Origin of the sequence: Edaphocola aurantiacus (genome assembly GCF_019797745.1) — a bacterium.
Classification (GTDB): Bacteria; Bacteroidota; Bacteroidia; order Chitinophagales; family Chitinophagaceae; genus Edaphocola; species Edaphocola aurantiacus.
This window is the reverse complement of record NZ_VOSI01000005.1, coordinates 109,089-127,635: the sequence shown is the minus strand read 5'-3', so window position 1 is coordinate 127,635 and position 18,547 is coordinate 109,089. Positions and strand designations below refer to the sequence as shown.

The 18,547-nt window shown below is 42.0% G+C and carries 13 protein-coding genes and 1 tRNA gene; 6 read left to right on the top strand and 8 right to left on the bottom strand.

Annotation, left to right across the window (positions count from 1 at the left end):
* Positions 1-31 precede the first annotated feature (31 nt).
* Positions 32-1,156: a hypothetical protein gene (locus tag FTD44_RS15340; RefSeq protein WP_222167261.1), complete on the top strand. Its 1,125-nt coding sequence runs from the start codon at positions 32-34 to the stop codon at positions 1,154-1,156.
* 279 nt (positions 1,157-1,435) lie between these two features.
* Here the strand turns inward: FTD44_RS15340 and FTD44_RS15335 are convergent, their stop codons facing one another.
* Together FTD44_RS15335 and FTD44_RS15330 are read right to left on the bottom strand one after the other, a co-directional pair.
* Positions 1,436-2,551 carry a ligand-binding sensor domain-containing protein gene (locus tag FTD44_RS15335; RefSeq protein ID WP_222167260.1) on the bottom strand — a complete coding sequence of 372 codons (1,116 nt, stop codon included), beginning with the start codon at positions 2,549-2,551 and terminating at the stop codon, positions 1,436-1,438.
* 737 nt (positions 2,552-3,288) lie between these two features.
* Positions 3,289-4,680 (bottom strand): serine hydrolase domain-containing protein, encoded by a 1,392-nt coding sequence (locus FTD44_RS15330; RefSeq protein ID WP_222167259.1) that lies wholly within the window; start codon positions 4,678-4,680, stop codon positions 3,289-3,291.
* A gap of 163 nt (positions 4,681-4,843) precedes the next feature.
* Between FTD44_RS15330 and FTD44_RS15325 the strand changes: the two genes are divergently transcribed.
* From FTD44_RS15325 to FTD44_RS15315, 3 genes are all read left to right on the top strand, one after another.
* Positions 4,844-5,353, top strand: coding sequence for a GNAT family N-acetyltransferase (locus FTD44_RS15325; protein ID WP_222167258.1), 510 nt, complete (start codon positions 4,844-4,846; stop codon positions 5,351-5,353).
* A 57-nt stretch (positions 5,354-5,410) separates the two neighbouring features.
* Entirely contained in the window at positions 5,411-5,791 is a 381-nt protein-coding gene (locus tag FTD44_RS15320; protein ID WP_222167257.1) for a VOC family protein, read from the top strand.
* A 164-nt stretch (positions 5,792-5,955) separates the two neighbouring features.
* Complete coding sequence (locus tag FTD44_RS15315; RefSeq protein ID WP_222167256.1) at positions 5,956-6,318, top strand: PKD domain-containing protein; 363 nt, start codon at positions 5,956-5,958, stop codon at positions 6,316-6,318.
* 616 nt (positions 6,319-6,934) lie between these two features.
* On the opposite strand, the gene FTD44_RS15310 is transcribed toward FTD44_RS15315, so the two are convergent.
* Together FTD44_RS15310 and FTD44_RS15305 are read right to left on the bottom strand one after the other, a co-directional pair.
* Positions 6,935-7,588 carry a phage tail protein gene (locus FTD44_RS15310; protein WP_222167255.1) on the bottom strand — a complete coding sequence of 218 codons (654 nt, stop codon included), beginning with the start codon at positions 7,586-7,588 and terminating at the stop codon, positions 6,935-6,937.
* A 462-nt stretch (positions 7,589-8,050) separates the two neighbouring features.
* Entirely contained in the window at positions 8,051-10,213 is a 2,163-nt protein-coding gene (locus tag FTD44_RS15305) for a T9SS type A sorting domain-containing protein (RefSeq protein WP_222167254.1), read from the bottom strand.
* 202 nt (positions 10,214-10,415) lie between these two features.
* Here FTD44_RS15305 and FTD44_RS15300 point away from each other — a divergent pair, with 202 nt between their 5' ends.
* Together FTD44_RS15300 and FTD44_RS15295 are read left to right on the top strand one after the other, a co-directional pair.
* Entirely contained in the window at positions 10,416-10,604 is a 189-nt protein-coding gene (locus FTD44_RS15300; RefSeq protein WP_222167253.1) for a hypothetical protein, read from the top strand.
* A 163-nt stretch (positions 10,605-10,767) separates the two neighbouring features.
* A complete protein-coding gene (locus FTD44_RS15295) occupies positions 10,768-12,366 on the top strand; it encodes a helix-turn-helix domain-containing protein (protein ID WP_222167252.1) in 1,599 nt (532 codons plus the stop codon).
* A 262-nt stretch (positions 12,367-12,628) separates the two neighbouring features.
* Here FTD44_RS15295 and FTD44_RS15290 read toward each other — a convergent pair whose 3' ends face one another.
* The 4 genes from FTD44_RS15290 to FTD44_RS15275 form a co-directional block, all read right to left on the bottom strand.
* Entirely contained in the window at positions 12,629-13,870 is a 1,242-nt protein-coding gene (locus FTD44_RS15290; RefSeq protein WP_222167251.1) for a zinc-dependent metalloprotease family protein, read from the bottom strand.
* Between the two features lie 509 nt (positions 13,871-14,379).
* Positions 14,380-17,559, bottom strand: coding sequence for a zinc-dependent metalloprotease (locus FTD44_RS15285; RefSeq protein ID WP_222167250.1), 3,180 nt, complete (start codon positions 17,557-17,559; stop codon positions 14,380-14,382).
* A 281-nt stretch (positions 17,560-17,840) separates the two neighbouring features.
* Positions 17,841-17,913, bottom strand: a tRNA-Phe gene (locus FTD44_RS15280).
* Positions 17,914-18,004: 91 nt separating this feature from the next.
* Positions 18,005-18,547, bottom strand: a complete 543-nt coding sequence (locus FTD44_RS15275; RefSeq protein WP_222167249.1) for a hypothetical protein — start codon at positions 18,545-18,547, stop codon at positions 18,005-18,007.

Sequence of the window (18,547 nt, the reverse complement as noted above, 5' to 3'; positions counted from 1 at the left end):
TTTAACGGGAAAACGAAAGCTTGCGTTGTTTATGGCAATACTATCGCTGTTTGCCTGCAGCGTCCTGCAGGTAAGCGCGCAGGGTAATTGTAAGCCTAAGCTCAAATCCAACCGGAATAAATCATTTATATACGAAGGCAAAGACCGCATTGAAGAATCTTATGAATTCGGAGTCTATTCCGTGAGCATAAAGAAAGGTGAGGTAGACACGGTATCCGTTCACAAAGGAGATCAGTTCATTACTACATTTCTGAGTCGTTATGGGAATATTGTTTCTACCAGTATCGACTACCTTATAGATGGGATTACCTATACCGACACACTGGACCTGAATACCACCGACAGGAAGGTCAAATATGATTATTACGGCAATTTTACCAGTGCTCAACTGTTCACAACGTATAATCATAGTACCGGAGCACAGGTGTACTATGCTGTTTACGGTGCAGACTCGCTTTATGTAAACCGTTATGATAATGGCCAGGTACAGAAAATGATCTGGGTAGACTATGGTACCGAGTATGCCCGGAAGCAATGGAACATGGAAGGCAAACTGTTGTATGAAAAATACAAATCGAGGGAAACGACCTATGAACCTCCGGGGCAGCTGCAAAGCCAGCGATACGACACATTAATGGCCGGTAGAACTATTCAATGCAAAGCAACCTGGTATGAAAATGGAGTCCCGGAATCTGTAACTTATTTTTATCATGGAAAACCTTGCCATGTATGGTCGTATTATGACTATAGGGGCAAACCGACCAAAACGGTTAAAAAGACACCTCTGGGCAAATTACCCATGGAGGTGAGGGAACCACCAGTTGCTTATGTACTCCGCGAACCCGCCATATTCAGAACCGTATCTATTGGAGAAGAGTATCAGGGCGATTTCAAAACATTCCTCCATACTGAGATGAGCAGAATACTGTGTACCAGCTCAAAAGAACTAAAAGGGAATTATACCGTAAGAACGTATCTGAGTATAGAAGGAAGAATGCGCCTTGTCAGTGCCAGTGGCGAAAATATTGAAGCCATTACACCAGCACTGCGACAAATGATCGATAAAATGAATCTCTGGAAACCCGCCAAGGAAAATAACCGGGCTATGGCATTGGTACTGGAATTCAGGTTTAAGGTAACAGAAAACGAAAAATAAATGGCTGAAGATGTCTACTGCGATTAGACATAGACCACAGGTCATAAGACCCGAAGATGCGATGAAGGAGTTGCCTTGGGTACATACTATTATTGCTAATGCAAGAGGCAATAATAGTATGTACCTCACTCTATCAATGCAGCATATTTGCAAAATTACTTGGACCAGTTTGTATACAAATTAATCGTAGAAACTTCAAATCCAGGGATATGTTTGACAGCATGATGGAAGCTGCTGTTTCAACTACTTGGCATTAGGAGGTTATAGTCCTTTTGTCTGTTAAAGATTTAGCTTTTTAAATGTTTTTCCATGCAATTTGCTAATACCTTCACCTTCTGTTATAAACCACATAGAGTCTTGTTTGTCTTTAAAAATTAAACTGATCTTGTTATTTGTAAGTCCATCTTTTGTAGTGAAATTTGTCAAGAGCTTGCCGTCATATTTCCAGGCACCATTGTCAATAGTTCCAATCCAAAGGTTTCCATCTTTGTCTTCATTAATCGCCCACACTCTAGCAAGGTTTGGCTTGTTGTTAGATGTTGTTTTCTTGTTGATAAAATCAGGATTTTCTAATCCATTCTTTTTTGTAAAATTTGTAATTGTTTTACCATCAAAATTAAACAAGCCAAAACCATTATTACCAAACCAAATATTTCCTTTTTTGTCTTGAAATATAGCTCGAACGGCACCCCCATTTAATCCTTGTTCTGTAAAGTAAGTAAATACCTTTCCATCAAATCTACAGACACCTTTTTGATCTGTTCCAAACCATAAATTACCTGACTTGTCTTTTAAAATACAATAAACACCATAAGGTCTGTCTAAATCTGTTGATGAAGGGTTATATGTATTAGGGTGAATGATGAATTTGAAAAATGATGTTCCATCGTAGCGATAGACAAAGCCATCATAACAAAAGAACAGGTCAGTTTGACTATAAGCTAAACTTTCTCTTGATACATTTTTAAGGGTATCACTATAGGTGCTAAATTTCTCTCCATCAAATTTACAAAGTCCCTTATTCGTATTAAACCACAAATATCCATTAACGTCTTCCTGAATATCTGTTACAGAATTTCCACATAAGCCATCCTTTTCTGTAAATTGAAATAAGGATTTTTGATCAAAATAGTATAAGCCTTCTAAATCAGTTGCAAACCAGTAATTGCCTTTTTTGTCTTGGAAAATATATCGAATGTTTTTTCCTAACGTGTTAGCTGCATTTTCGCTAAAACGATGAGGTGCTATTGGACTTTGATCAGATTTTTGCTTAGTATAATCTGTTTTGGGGTTGCATTGTCCATTACAAGATGTTAATAATAATAGCAAAACAATAAAGCCAATAGGGATAAAGATTGTCTTTACTGAATTATCTTTTGCTTTAAGTGTAAACATTTTCCTCATTTAGTCATTTTGAACAACAAAAGAATGTAATTATTTGCTGATTTTAGTCAGGCAATACACCTTTTTAATATATACGCTATGAAACATGTAGAAACATTTAATGATTATAGTCATATACGTCCATGTGTAGAATATAAGGAGAGATGAAATTGAAAAGGATCAAATAAAATTTACCTGGTTATTTTGATTTAATTCTCGCGTAATCCAGTTTTTGCTTAATGTCAACTTCGATTAACAGAGCCGAAGGGTTTTTTGAGCATTTATCTTCAACAAATACGGAGCATTTTGTTCATAAGAAAAAGAGTTGCTTGTTTTGCGCGCAAAAGACATAATGTGAAGTACAATACAAATATTTTTAGAATAAAATGTTTAATCTCACTTACTACAATATTACTAACGTTATGTGCTTTACTACTACTTATGGGTACTAACTTCAATAAGCATATTTCGATTACTGACTCCATTTCTATTGACTCCAGTGGCTATTCAAATAAAGACACAGCGATACAGGATGCGACTCAGCATACTTTAAAGTTATTAGATGAGCACTTTAAAGGCGGTCCTCTCTGGTTATTGGGAGAATAAATGTAGTTTAAAGATTACTGTTATCAAGTCGATATGAGTTTTCATATCGAGATGGCTGTACCGCTGTCCATTCATTAATACATAGTCTTCATATATAAAAAGCATCCCGGAAGGGATGCTTTTTATATTGTATCTGTTGCGGACTATTCTTTTGTAAATACCACATCTACACTACCCTGCATAAAGCGCAAAGTATGTGCAGCCGGATCAAAGATCATTTTGATTTGTGCATCATCAAACCGGAATGTATGATTTTCATAAGCATCCATCGGGAAAGCCCCCTGCCCTGTAGCCTGGGCTGTTAATGCACCGCCACTTACAGCAACGGTAAGCTTGATCGGTGCATCAGGATTGGCATACACTCCCTCATATTGTTTTAATGCATCTGCTGTAGGAGTGGCCTTATTCATTACTTCCGCAACAGGAAAAGGTTCGTTATACAATACCTTACGAATATCCTTTGCCGGTATTTTGGTAAACTGCGTACTGTTATTCTGCAGGATGATGATAGTTTTATCATTATCCATATGTCGCTCTATATAGGTTACATAACCTGCCCAACCACCTGAGTGGCTGGCGATTGTACCATATTGTTTATTTTTGGATACCTGCCAGCCAAAGCCATAATTGGTTTCCTTACCATCAGCTGTTTTTGCCGAAGCAAAGATCTGCTTGCGGTCTTCCGCATTGATCAGTTTATCGGTGTACAGAGCACGATCCCATTTCAGCAGGTCATCCAGGGTCGAATTAACCATACCATCCCCTACAATACCATCGAGATAATAGGTATAAAAATCTTTACCGAATGAATTCGTCAACACCTTGTTGCCCAGACTATCCTGTACATAGCCTAAAGCATAGTTGTCTACTTTCTGCGGCTGATAGCGGCTTCGGTACACAAAGGTATGATCCATCTTCAGCGGTTTGAAAATGGTTTCTTTAAGGTATGCACCGAATGTTTTTTTGCTTACACGCTCTATAATAGCCCCCAGCAAGGCATAGCCGGTATTGCTATATTCGTACTTCGCACCGGGGCTAAACAATGTATCCGGTTTGTACTGCGCAAATATTTTGATCACATCTTCATTAGTCGCAAACTTTGTTTTATCCCATTTTTCCTCAAACAGGTCCATATAATCCGGCAAGCCGCCGGTATGGTTGAGCAGGTTACGGATCGTAATACCTTTATAGAAAGCCAGCTCCGGGATATACTTTGCAAGCGGATCATCATATTGCAGCTTGCCCTGTTTGTGCAGCTGCACAATACCCATTGCGGTAAACTGTTTGGATACAGAAGCCAGTTCAAAAACGCTTTCGGGGTTCAGCTTTCTGCCGGTACTTTCTTCGGCAATACCGTAGCTCTTCCGAAACAGCACTTTACCTTTATCAGCGACCAGCACATTTCCGTTAAAGCTGTTTTTCTGATGAGCAGCTGTTAACACGCTGTCTAAAAGATGCTGCTGTTGTTCGGACTGACCAAATACGAAAGTCTGCGTACATAAGATTGCAGCTGCGAGGATGATGGATTGTTTCATAGTAATCATAATGGGTAATGTTTTTTTTGGAAATCAATTGCCGGTAAAACCAAAGCTACAAAAGAAATCAGTTCAAAGAAAAAACTTCCGCACAATGTGATGAATACCTGCATACAATACAACCACATAAACCGTAATTTTACGCGCAGTAAACAAAGTATACATGGAATACATATTCAGACAAGCAAAGCCGGAAGACGCACCACAGATCTGGACGATATTACAACAGGCGATACAACGCCGGAAGGCCGATGGCAGCAAGCAATGGCAGGATGGCTATCCCAATCTGGAGGTGATACAATCGGATATTGATAAAGGATACGGATTCGTTCTGGTCGTGCAGGATAAACTTATCGGATATAGTGCAGTGATGCAGAACAATGAACCTGCATATAATGATATTGAAGGCCAATGGCTTACAGATGGGGACTTTATTGTGATACATAGAGTAGCTATCGATGAGCAGGAGTTAGGCAAAGGCTATGCCAGAACCATTATGCAGGCTATAGAAGATCATGCCCGGAACACAGGAGTATATAGTATCAAGGCCGACACCAACTTTGACAATCCCGGTATGCTGAGCATATTTACCAAAATGGGTTATCAATATTGCGGTGAAGTGTATTTTCGTGGCAGCGCCAGAAAGGCTTTTGAAAAAGTACTGGATAAATAGTTGCACGGTGTGCATCGCAATTAATTCCTGCGTATATTCACTTTAAAAACAACAAACATGAAAAGAGTAACAGGTATCGGCGGTATTTTCTTCAAATGTAAGGACCCTGAAAAAATGAGGGAATGGTACAAAACCCATCTCGGTTTTGATATGACCCAGTATGGAGCTAAGTTTGAATGGGAGCAGCCCGAAGGAGCAGCAGAACCAGGTTATACCCTCTGGACCCCATTTGCAGCTGATACGAAATACTTTGAGCCATCATCAAAAGAGTTTATGATCAATTACCGTGTGGCTGATATTGAAGCACTCACAGAAGCCCTGAAACAGGAAGGCGTAACCGTACTGGACGAGATCGCTACCTATGCCGAATACGGCAAGTTCGTGCACATCCTGGATATAGAAGGCAATAAAATTGAATTATGGGAACCAGCCGGATAAGGCACTGGTACCGGATTATACATAAGATGCAAAGTATTACAGTATAGCTGTAACACTTTGCATCTTCTTCATTTATACAATGCATAAATCCATAATACTTAACATAAAACAACAATATGTTCATGATTAATAGTTACATTTGGGATACACTAAAAACATAAAAAATGAAAAAACGTATCCTCTTAGCCGGCCTTTCATTATGCACCCTGGCCATGGCCACTACTATTACTTCCTGTCGCAAGACCATTGACTGTGCAATCGAAGGTGCCTTTACCTCTATCACCGCCACAGAAGATGATAACAATGTAAAAGAATATACTTTTAAACCGAACTATTACGGCGATCATACAGTGAATACTGTAGAATGGGATTTTGGCGATGGTCAGCAGGCTACAACCAACGGCACCGAAACCGTAACACATGTATATAGCTCTGCCGGCACGAAGAAGGTGACTGCACGCATCAATATTAAATACAAATCGATGACCTGCAGTGCAAAACCCGAAAAATCAATTGATGTGCAGTAAAATAATTATTGCGGAGTATGCGCTTTTAGGAAAGCAAGTGCAAATGAGATGAAGTTTGCTACAGAAAGAGAAATGTTCTTTCTACTTCGCGTGACAAAAAGAGATATCTCCACTTCGTTGCACTTCGGTCGATATGACGAATCGATCCATACAGAACAGATTACTGGACCGGCTGTATAAATCCCTGGCTAAAAATCAATGTGTCGGCCGGTCGCAAACCAGACTCGCTGCGCTCAGACAGTGGTTTACGACTTTATCGACCGAGCCAATGATTTTATGAACGCCGGATTTATAAGGCCTTTCGAGCGATCTGTTCTGTACGGATCGCTTATTGTTTTCATCACAGCGATAGCCATTTTGGAGTGGAGCTGCGATCGTTGAGCAGTGAACGGATCACACGTTAAGCTCAAACGATCAATGCACGCAATGGTACAAAATGGCGGTGCTCCGCAATCGCCTTGATGAAAACAGGCACTTTTGGTCCTTTTGTTGCCGGACAAAAGGACGAACAAAATGGTTTCCCCATACAGATACTTAATAAGCTTAAAATATTCATCCCCCGGCAGTATGCCGGGGGATGAATATTTTAAGCTTATGATGGGCAAACCCCTTATCTCTATGGATAATCAGGGTAAATACCATAAACACAGATGATATAGTTAATACCCAGGGAAGGCTGAATATTATTTACTGGTAATGACTGACCAGGTACAGTCAAGGTAAGTTGCGTACCAGAAGGAAAGCTCACCGGCAAATTAGCATTGATAGAAATAGGCACATTCATGTTGAATGCCTGCATATTACTATTCGCTGTACTACTGTAAAGTGAGGCATCGCTACCCAAGCTGTCCACAGCATTACACACTGCTGGCACATTGCCGGAAGGATTGTTCGTGCTGCCGCCGGTATTGCTACAAGGGATAGACACACTTGCTGCACTGCTACCACTGATCGTGCCCTGTGCGGAACCTGTAAGACCGCTAACATTGCCTACAGCAGCAAATGAAGGCATATTGCTGCTCAGCAGGGTTACAGTTGGTGTACCCTGTACCATACCTAAAGCAGTCGCATTGCTGCGGCCCATACCTACACGGTCGCGAAAGTCCGGCAGCGCAAAATTCTGCTGGCCATTACCACCGTATGTTGTACCAATAACGCTGAACAAAGCCTGGTTGTTATTGATATTCAATAACGAACCATCGCAAAATGCCCAGTCCCGAGGGACTCTCGTCCCGGCCCACATCCGGATTTCTCCTATGTAACCTTCCATGTTGTAATTGTTTTATTGTGAATAAATGAGTGAATGCTATTATTGTTTATTGAATTCGGGATACCGGCACATTGCCCGGCTGACTCTTACCTGATCAGGGACTAAATAATGAAACAAATTATCAATATTTAAAAACCTGAATACCAAGCAACAAAATCATTTCCTGATTCTTATTTACAAATCTATAACAATAATTATCTCCCTCATACGTGAAAAACACCTGTTACGGTACCGTATAAAAGCCCGTATTTAAATCCGGCTAAACCGGTGGATATCAGGAGCATAATCCTTACACCATACCGCACAAAGCACAAAAATGGTCCGCTGAAGAATCAACGGACCTTTCCTCCTCTCTATTATTTTGCTTAAAAACAATAGTACTTTTTCAGGGTAGATAAACACTCCATAAACCTGGCACCTAAAAAATGGATTATTACACTTGCAATTATTCCCAATAAACCATTACTGTTTTACTAATCGGTCATGGATCTTATTGCCATTCTCTGACACGATCTCTACATAGTAAATACCTTTTCCAAAATTGTGAATATCAATATCAGCCGAATATGCAGAAGCCGTGTAGTCAAACATAATTCTTCCGGATGGATCATAAATCCGCACTCTGTCATTCTTCGTCAGCCCATCAATATGTACATTATTCTGTGCCGGATTAGGGAAGATGGTCACCATACCTTCTTTACCAAAGCTGATCTGTCTTACTGGACTGAAATCAAAGATTCCGTCGAAGTCAATCTGTTTTAATCTATAGTAGTTTTTTCCGGTTACAGGGTTGATATCTGTAAAGCTGTAATACAACTTCGCATTACTGCGGCCTTCCGGTGCCAGAGATCCTGCAAAGCCTATGCTTGTCCAATCGTTTCCATTTGTACTTCTCTGAATTTCAAATCCTTTGTTATTCATTTCCTTTGCGGTGATCCAATCTAACACAACAGCATTTTTAGCTCTGTTCAGCGTGAAGGCCTCCAGCGAAATTGGTGTAGGTACAGCAGCACTAAACGTTACCTGAGTTGATGAAGGGCAGTCGCCAGAGGTAACCTGGTATCCTACGCCAACAGTACCTGCTCCCGTAATGGTCACCGCGCCGGTTGCAGCATTAATTGTTGCCGGTCCGCTGATGATAGAGAAGCTTCCTCCTGACGGAGAAGCAGTCATATTATAAGTATTGCCCACCGTTGCATTTACAACAGGGAATAGGGTTGCTGCTTCGGTGCTCGCTCCGCAAACATCCATCTGGCTGGTAGAGAAGGAGTAGTTAGGGATATCTGCATCCGTAGAGGTACCATCTCCCATACTGCCACCTGTTTTGTGCCCTACATATCCAAAGAAGCTGGAACACTTTCTGATCGACATTGTGGTATGACCACCGGTCTCTACAGCAATTATTTTATCACCAGCCGTCAGTCCACCAAGATTAGTAGACGGGTCTATACTCGCGTTAGCCGTACCGCCACCCAGCATCTGGCGGTTGTTTCCACCCCAGGCATACAGAACAGTATCTGCAGTGATGGCATTGATAGAACCTGTATTGGTATATCCCAGATCATGCTCGTTCGGGCTTATCCATACCACATTGGCAAGGTAATCGCCGGCTGCACTTGATTTCTTAACCTGTATCCATTGTTCTCTGACTGTAGTCGTAAAATCTCCGGCTTGTTTTTGGGCATTGTATCCCAAAGCATAAAGATTACCATTAGTGGCCAGCAGATAATAGGTAGAGGTATTAACCGCATTAGCAGCAGTCATCCCTACCATTTTAGGCGTAATGCCGGAAGGCATCTCCATTGATGAGGCATAATTGCGCACGGCATACGTATTATCATCTCCCAGATAGGTACTTTGCCCCCATGTATATAATGTACCCGTAGAGGTAAGCGCAATAAAGTTCATTCTTCCATTACCGCGGATCGCAACCACATTAGTCAAGTTGGTAGTGGAATTGGTTTTTACACGGTGCCAGATAGCATTATTTGCTGAGCTGTAAGATGATCCGTCGCCATAAGCACTGGCAGTCGCAGCATCTGAAGCTGCTACTAATGTATATACGTTTCCGTTACAGGTAACCAGGCCCAGCATACGATTAGTACCAAACAGCATCTTTACATCTGCTGGAGTAACCCCGGCAGGTAAGCCATTTGTTTGTCCGTCGATCGTTAATTTCTGAAAAGAGGTGCCTGTACCGATACCCCATTGGTCTGTACCCCAAAAATATAAGCCATTGGTGGTCAGTACAAAATGTTGCGAATTGGTATTGATTTCTGAGCCTCCGGCAAACTTCAGGATCTCACCTGTAAGACCAGGATAATTAGATGCGTTCACTTCCTGCGGAGCAAGCACATTGCCACCGGTGCTTCCGATTTTCTCTCCCCATACCAGTACGCGGCCATCTGCCTGGCGCGCAAAGGTGCTGTGGAATAAAGAAACGACATTGTCATACTCTATGGTACCGGGTGTAGTTGAGTGCAGGTAAGCATTTGTACGGTCATTTCCGGCGCAACCCACTGATGGAGCTACACATTGCGCAGTCGCATTTAAGGAAGCCAAAATGGCAGACCCAAGTACATATACTTTGGGATTTAAGGGTAAAGATTTGTAATGCTTCTTCATAACACTTGATTTAGTAATAAATAGGTTAGCAATAATTTTGAAGCTGCAAAGCTATTTACACTATCAAGGCCCAGCAATCCGATACCTTCCCCTATTCAGCAATACAGGAAAGTGTACACTCCCCCTCTTCGATCAAAACCAGTGTCAATAAACATTATGGCTTCCCTTTTTCAGTCAAAAGGGAAGCCATAAATTTCGCCGCATGGATCAAAACACCCAATTTAAGCAACTGATACCGCACAAAGACAATATTGCTGATTCAGCAGAAACCAAGGAATCCATTTTTTCAGACAAATTCATATTACATAAAACCAATATTGCAAAAATGACAGTTCAACACCATTTAAAACACCCGGAAACCCAAACGACGAAAAAAGACCATTATACCTGAATGCCGGCTTTACAATATAGATTTAAGAGAATCATGAACCTATGTTCAGTAACAAAGATTATATCATGAACATTAGAATAATATGGTCAAAATCTTAGTACATTTATCCAGACTGTTAACCTAAGTCAATATTTATCATTTATCACAGATAAACTATTTTACCTTGAAATTAATACTACTATTCTTATCCCTAATTAGCATAGAATTATCTGCATTAGCACAAAACCCGGAAGCCTTCGATAAAATCTATTACAAAACATACCTGGAAACGTCGCAAACCGATTTTAAAAAAGCACTGTATATCGCAGACTCTCTGTATAAGCATTCCGCTACCGCTCCATACCAGGTGAAGAGCCTGATGCTATCAGCATCATTACTACAGCAGAGCGGCGACCTGAGCCGGGCCGTAGACTATGCAGAAAAGGCGCAGGAAATCGTTATCAAAACCAATGACTACAACTGGCAGGCCCGCATTGCAGGCTTCCTGGCTACCCAATACCGCTTGCTGAAACTATACGCCAAGTCAAATGTATATACCAACAAAGCGATGGCCGCTGCCGAAAAGATCAATAATACAGAGGCAGCAGACAACCTGATCGGTCTCATGCACCAGGAGAAGGCTTACTATCAGTTAGACCAAAGGAACTATCGCAAAGCGATTGATCACGTGCTTATGGCTCAGCGCTATTTCAACCATAGCAAACAGGACCTCAATTTTCTGACCGCCAACAATGAGCAACTACTCGGGGATAGTTATCAGGGCTTGCAACTATATGACTCTGCGCTATACCATTACCGTAATGGGCTAAAGTCGCTGGGCCATGCACCAGGCAATTTCCTCAGCGGTTTAATCATGAATGGTATGGCAGTGACCTACCTGCAGCAGGGCAAATTGCCGGAAGCACACCGCTGGCTCGATAGCGCACAGGCTATTGCTGATGGCTCTAATTACCTGCAATTGAAAAATGTAATATATGAAACAGAAAGAGCATATGCAGAAAAAGTGAAGGATATGGACCGGCTCACCGAGGCGCAAAAAAAGCAGGATACCGTCAGGGGTGTTTTGGCCGATCGAAAAGATTCGTTTCTGAACCATACACTGGAGCACCTGGAAGATAATTATAATAAAGAAACAAGGAGGGGTAGTTATAAAAACATACTCATCCTTATTGCAATGATTATTATTGCCGGCACCATCTCATTTCTTATGGTACAGCGGCGGCAACAGAAAGCCCGGTTCCGGAAGATACTGGAGCGTATGCGCGAAAGAGAAGTGCTGCGGCAACATAAGATAGCGCAAAACATGCCTGTACAGGAGACACCAAAAGAAGTGGAGCATCTTGTTGCAGATAAAAGTGCTGCACCCAAGGAGCCGGATGCTGCTATGATGACGGAGGAGACCATGCAAAAAATATTAAATAGCCTGGAAGTGTTTGAAACCGGCACGCTATTTAATAACCGTAATATGTCCCTCTCCTTCCTGGCCAGTCATTTCAATACCAACACAAGGTACCTGTCCCGTGTCATAAACCACCACAAGCATAAAGATTTTAGCAGCTACATCAACGAGCTGCGTATAAATTACATTGTTGAAAAACTGAAAAACGATCCGGTGTGGCGACAATATAAAATCAGTACCCTGGCCGAGGAAACGGGATTCTCCTCTCATGGTAAGTTCACTCCTGTATTCAAATCTATAACCGGCCTATCCCCTTCCCTGTTTATCAAATACCTGGAAGAAGATGCGCAACTGGAGCGGTAATGATCGTTGACATGACGAGTTAAAAGGGGCCGCTCGCTGAGGTTCCTTGAAGCGAATATACTGGCTACCTTATGTCCTTCGAGTACCTTAGTCGATAAGACCGGGGGGCATGTTCCCCTCATGTCGAGCACAGCTTTTCTCCCAACAAAAACGATATAAAAAATTGGGGCGCTCCAAGAGGAGCGCCCCAATAGCCTGTAAGAGATCATAAGCCTTGCCAGACGTAAGGTCCGGAGCTGCTGATCAACGAAAAGCACTGCAATTACCAACCCATTCTGGAACGGATCCTATTGACATTAGTGGTATTACGATGAAAACGAGAATAAGGCGTAGCAAAATAAAACATAAGATCATTAATGTCACTCACATGGTCTGCACCCATTGTATGCCCTGCTTCATGAGCTAAATTAGTTGGATCATTGTCAGAAACCATCAGAACAGTCCCGTTGTTAGGATAAGAAGCATAAGAAGCAAGACCTGCAACTGCGCCCCAATCATCATTATGAAATATGGCTACTACACCATTTTGATTACTATTCAAATTGTAGTAAGATGAATACCAATCTAAATTATTGGATTGATCTATATAATCGCTATAATGATAAGATATTGCCCAACCATAAGAAGTGTTACCAGCGTTTTGTGAGGTGTAATAAACATAAGGATTATGTACCGGATAGGCTAATTGGTAGAAATAAGAATTAGCCCATTGTAAGTACCACCACTGGGTCGAGTAATCAAAACCTTGCTGCATATAGGCAAGCTTTATATAATATACACCATTGGTAGCACCCAGGGGGCTGGCCCCCTTAGACGAAACGCCTGTCTCCACTACACCACACGATTTCGGACCTTCGACTTTTTGTCTGGCTGCTACACTGGCCTCCATATCCATAACATTGTATTGCGCACCTTTCTGTTTGTACACCCGGTATTGCTCATCCTTATCTACAAATGGAATCTTACCGGCCTCGATATACATCTTGCGCTGCACCTCCTCCCTGGATTCTTTGACTTGAGGTTGCTTTACCAGGGAATCGATGCATCCCTGCAGCTGGGCCTCGCTCAGGCTTTCCATAGGATTTACATAGCCTACGTCCAGCTTAAATGCAGGACGAATCATATACATTTTATCACCATCCATATACCCGAGCGAGAAGCCGTTCTCGCCGATATACATCCCGGCAAATGAACTTTTGCCATTAATAGTTACTTTGCCCGACAGGGCACGGTGCTTGCCCAACTGTTCTGACTCTTTATCCTCTAAAAGGTCAAATTTCAATACGCTTCCGTCATTGAGTTTAATGGCAAATGACCTGGTTGCGGCCTTGGAGCCATCCATTGGCCGGGCAAATGCAGGTACTGCTGGCATCGTAGCCAGATCGTAGGTAATGATTTTTTCATTTCCCTGTATCAGGCCGGTTTCCGTTTTTTTACAAGAAGGTAATACTGCTGTAGCCATTAGCGCACACAGTAGTCCGATAGAATAGTTTTTTCTAAGCATGTTGGTTATTTTTTCTGATAAATGTTGAAGTCTTAGCTAAGGATTTCGCATTAAAAGTATTGTTAATTTCATTCTGTTTCCATGCCTTAACTATACAATAAATTATATGGATTAATTACAAATATAAAAGGCAACAAGGTAGTTCTTTACAGGCATGGTGCCGAAATGACTATGTTTAGATTAAGCTGATGAAGTACAAAAAAGAGCGCCCTCGACTCTGCTAAAACACCTGTCGATATGACTTTGAGCAAAACCCATTCGCTGACGCACACGCCCTCGCGTGTGCCAAACTATTCAAACATAAACATACACGACGATAAAGTCCAGCCCCAATTGCATCAAAAAAGCGAATGAAATATCCTATGCAGTCGTATGATTTTCATGATATTAAAAATATTGCAGCACCTCATCTATGCCTAAGCTAATAAAGGCTTTCAGAACATAATTCTGAAAGCCTTTATTAGCTTATTATATGTACCAGGACGACAATGCTTGATAGAAACGATAACTTATTGTACTATAACCAGACGTTTGCTTTGCTGGATTTTGCCACCGATTTGCAAACTATAGATATATACCCCTTCAGGCAGTCCGTCTAGTTCGATGCGTATGATCTGGCGTCCGGCCTTTGTGATCGGATAGGTTCTTACCAGCTGCCCCATCATATTGCGAACAGATAATGCAGCCATTACAGCCTCACCCTGTTCTACTACTACTTCTACCAAAGCATATTTCTGTGCAGGATTGGGTACTGCATCTGACAGGATGCTTTTAAAGTTGGTGTTTGCAAGACCAGGAGTTGCCCCAGTTGCAGGTAACTGCTCCTGAACATGATACCATTTTTCATGATAGGCAAAGTCCAGCAGACTTTTTGCACGGGCGCTGATCTCTGAGGTACCTGCAGCAATTTTACGTACCAGGTCAAGCTCTTCTGCATTAAGCTTGTGTATACTGCGGCCTTCCTTTTTCAGTGTTTTCAGTAAGCTGTAGTACTCCTGGTAGACAGCAGTTTCTTCTGCAGGTAGTTGCAGATTGTACAGCATCTTATCAAAAGCGCTGTAATTTCCTTGTTCCAGGTACAGGGGTAACAATAATTTTTGGGACTCAATATGATTTACCCCTTCCAGAAAGCGGATCATATCGGTTGTGTTCTCTGTTTCATTGAAGTGATCGATGATGGAGGCAAATTCTGCAGCCACACGCAGTTGCAAAGGTCCGACAACCGGTGGAGCCCAGCTGTAAAATGCTTCATCTGCCAGACGGTCAAATACAGACTCTACGTTACCGGCCAGATTACATTGTGGATTAGGATCAGAACCGACAACCAGACAAGTACTCACATATACAGTACCGGTACCGGCAACTGGTGTTGGATTATGACTTGGTATCGCTCCCCAGTAAATATAAGACCATGGCGTGGTCAGGTAAGAGGTAAGGCGTGAAGTACTGGTCCCGGCAAAGGTATTACCGGCACGGTATTGTGTATTACTACAACCATTGCCCTGGTTCTTTAATATACCTCCGGTTGACTGCGGATTGATCACAAAACCATAGGCCACATCCCTGAAACGGTTACAAAGCAGATCCAGCGCCGGATTGTTTTGCTGGGTGATAATACCTAAACGGATATTGGTGAGGCTATTGTCAATCACCCTTCCTCCGCTGCCGGCAGAGTTATTTACAGTAATACCACGGGTATTCTGATTATTATCAGAGTTCAGGATAGTATTCGTCGTAATGGTCAGCCCGCCGGTTGTATTTGCATAGATTGCCTGACCCTCATATAAGGTAGGAATTGTGCCACCGGTATAGACATAGTTCAGTAAACGATCAAAGGTATTGCCCTGTGCAAAAGAGAAATTATCGGCAAAGGTGATCCCTGTGTTTACACTATCAAAGGTACAATTCATCACCTTCACACCACGTGCAGGCGTATTACTGTAGTTACCGATATTAATCGCATCTTTGTAGCCGCTGAAGCTACTGTTCTGAATCCGGAAACCCGCATCTGCAGAACCGATCGCACGGTTACGCATAGACAGGTCGAAAAGTGGTGTATTCATCGGTATACTGTTCTTGAATGTACAACCAGTGATCAGGACACCACGTTCATTATAGGACGAGACCATCGGGAAATCATTCAGGTTCGTATTAGTCTCTGCCCGCGGATTAGTGGTCAGAAACTTTACATTGGAAAAACTACAGGAAGTGCCTCTAGGGAAGGAAGGATAATCATTCAGGCCTACAGCTCTGCGGCAATCTTTAAAAGTACTGTTGGTTACATTAATAATACCACCACCCTGGCCTACACCATCAAGAAAATCGATCACCCCGTCATAGGCATATTCTATAGTAGCATTATTTTTCATTTCAAAACTACCCTGATTTGCAGGATAAGGCTGTAACGAATTATTTCCATACAGTTGTATTCCGTGCCAGCCCACTTTTTCGTGATAAGAGGTAATTGTACCACCATCCAGTATTAGCTTGGCGCCGCGCTCTACTGTGATACGGCCGAATTTCGGCATTTCCACGACACACTTAATGGTCAGTGTATTTCCTGCTTTAACGATGATATCCTGATACATTCTGATACCAAAATCCCAGGTCTGGTTGCTCGAAATGATCCAGGGACTAACACCAGGATCTTCCGTAGGATATATATAGCTGGAGATATCACCCAGGTAAGCACTACGATGCATACGGCTCAGCTGGATAGGAGAAAAATAGCCTCCCGGACGGAAATCCATAAAGTTATAGGTATGCGTATTATTAGGATTGGTCGGATCAAAGGTGGAGAAATCCAGAGAATTATCAGGGAAATTACATTCACCGGGAGGGAATATATCAACCAGACGATCCTCTATAGGACCACATTCACCTCCGTACAAATGCCACAAGCCAAAGTTATGCCCCAGTTCATGAACAAAATTACTGTATGCAGACCAGTGATCGGTGGTAAAGTAGTTATAGGCCATTACACCTAAAGTATTATCATTGGTTAATGTGTAGCGCCCACCGAGTGATGCCTGTCCACCCTGAAACGGATTTAACACTGGTTTTTCATAACCATAGTTTACAATAAATACGTTCAGGATACTATCTGACTGGTTGCCATACTGCTGCAGATGAAAAGGGATACTTACGGTTTCCCAGGCATAGCCCGAACTGTTTACGGTAAAAAGCTGGTTCGTGGTTACAAATTGAATATCTGTAAGCTTGATCCTTAATTTAGCATCACTGACAAAGCAGCTGCCACATACGGCACTTTGTGGCTTATTGGTAGCCTTTAAGGAAGATAAAGACCCATTAGGCACTTCATTAGGCCAGGTTTCAAAAATTGCCCTGATAGTGGCTGTATCGCTAATTGTAAAATTAGGACGGCTGTATGCAGTATTGGTCACGACAATCGCCCTTATCCTGATTTCCTTTTTCCGTGTAGATACGGTAGTTGCCGGGTTACCGGGATGAAAGCTCGCATGTTTGCTGAAATAATTGGTAAAAATGGCTGACTGCTGGGCGCAGCTGGCATTAGGACCAATAATAGAGGCCATAGGCGTGACTAAGGTAGCCTGTTCGGCATAGCAGCTATTTTGTTGTGCGCTGACCTCCCTGCCATGTAGCAGTCCTGTAAACAGTGCAAGACCATACAATAGCTTTTTACTTTTCTGGTAGTAAGATCTGATCATAAATTGGTTGTTTTTTAGTGAACAAATATGAGTATGATTAGTAGTCTTACGAATATAGAAACAATATTCACAAATAAGTGACTTATGTGCATTATTTTTTCATAACATAAAGAATAATAATAGTTTATGAAGAAAATGCTGCCAATATGATATAAGGAAAGAGAAGCTTGTATTCGAAAAATGTTGCTTTGTGGATATAGATTGCAGAAGCGTGGAATTGCCCCACCTGCATCCGGAGCAAAATAAAAAGGCTTCCAAGTGTATAACTTGAAAGCCTTTTGTGGTGTGAGCCGGGATCGAACCGGCGACACATGGATTTTCAGTCCATTGCTCTACCTACTGAGCTACCGCACCATCACTGGTTCCCTTATCGGGAGTGCAAAGATATAAAAACGATTTTGATATTCCAAAAAAAGAGGGAAAATAATTTTAAAACCCTTGCCTGCTACAGGTTTACGACCTTAGCTGTTTTGAAAAAACGAATCCATTTCTCCTTCTGTGCTTTCGAAACAGTAGCCTTTTTTACAGCACGAAAATTAGCATATAGTGCAGACTTGCCCTGTACAATATACCATAACTGCGATTCCGCTGCTCCCCCATCATCAAAGCCATTTGTCTCTATCGTAAAGAGTATCCAGGGATATTCGGCCTTTTCATCTTTTTCTATAAACGTAAGCTTTGCTTTGGAAGACACTTTCCGGGCCTGGTCATACATCATATTCATCGCCACATCTACTGGCACACCCACTGCTCCTTTTATGGACATCATATTGCCCATTTCGGTCCAGTTTTCAAGTGTTTCCTTTTCCGGTATCAGCTCCAGCATCTGTATTTCTTCATTCTCCTGGTTGCTGCCGACTTTCCAGTGTTCACTGTCCGGCCAGTCCAGCATCAAAGATTCGCCCTTACGTTGTACCGTAGGATTGTCTTGTGCCCATGCCGGTATAGTACAGATTAGGGCAAGTGTTGCAATAAATACTCTGATCAT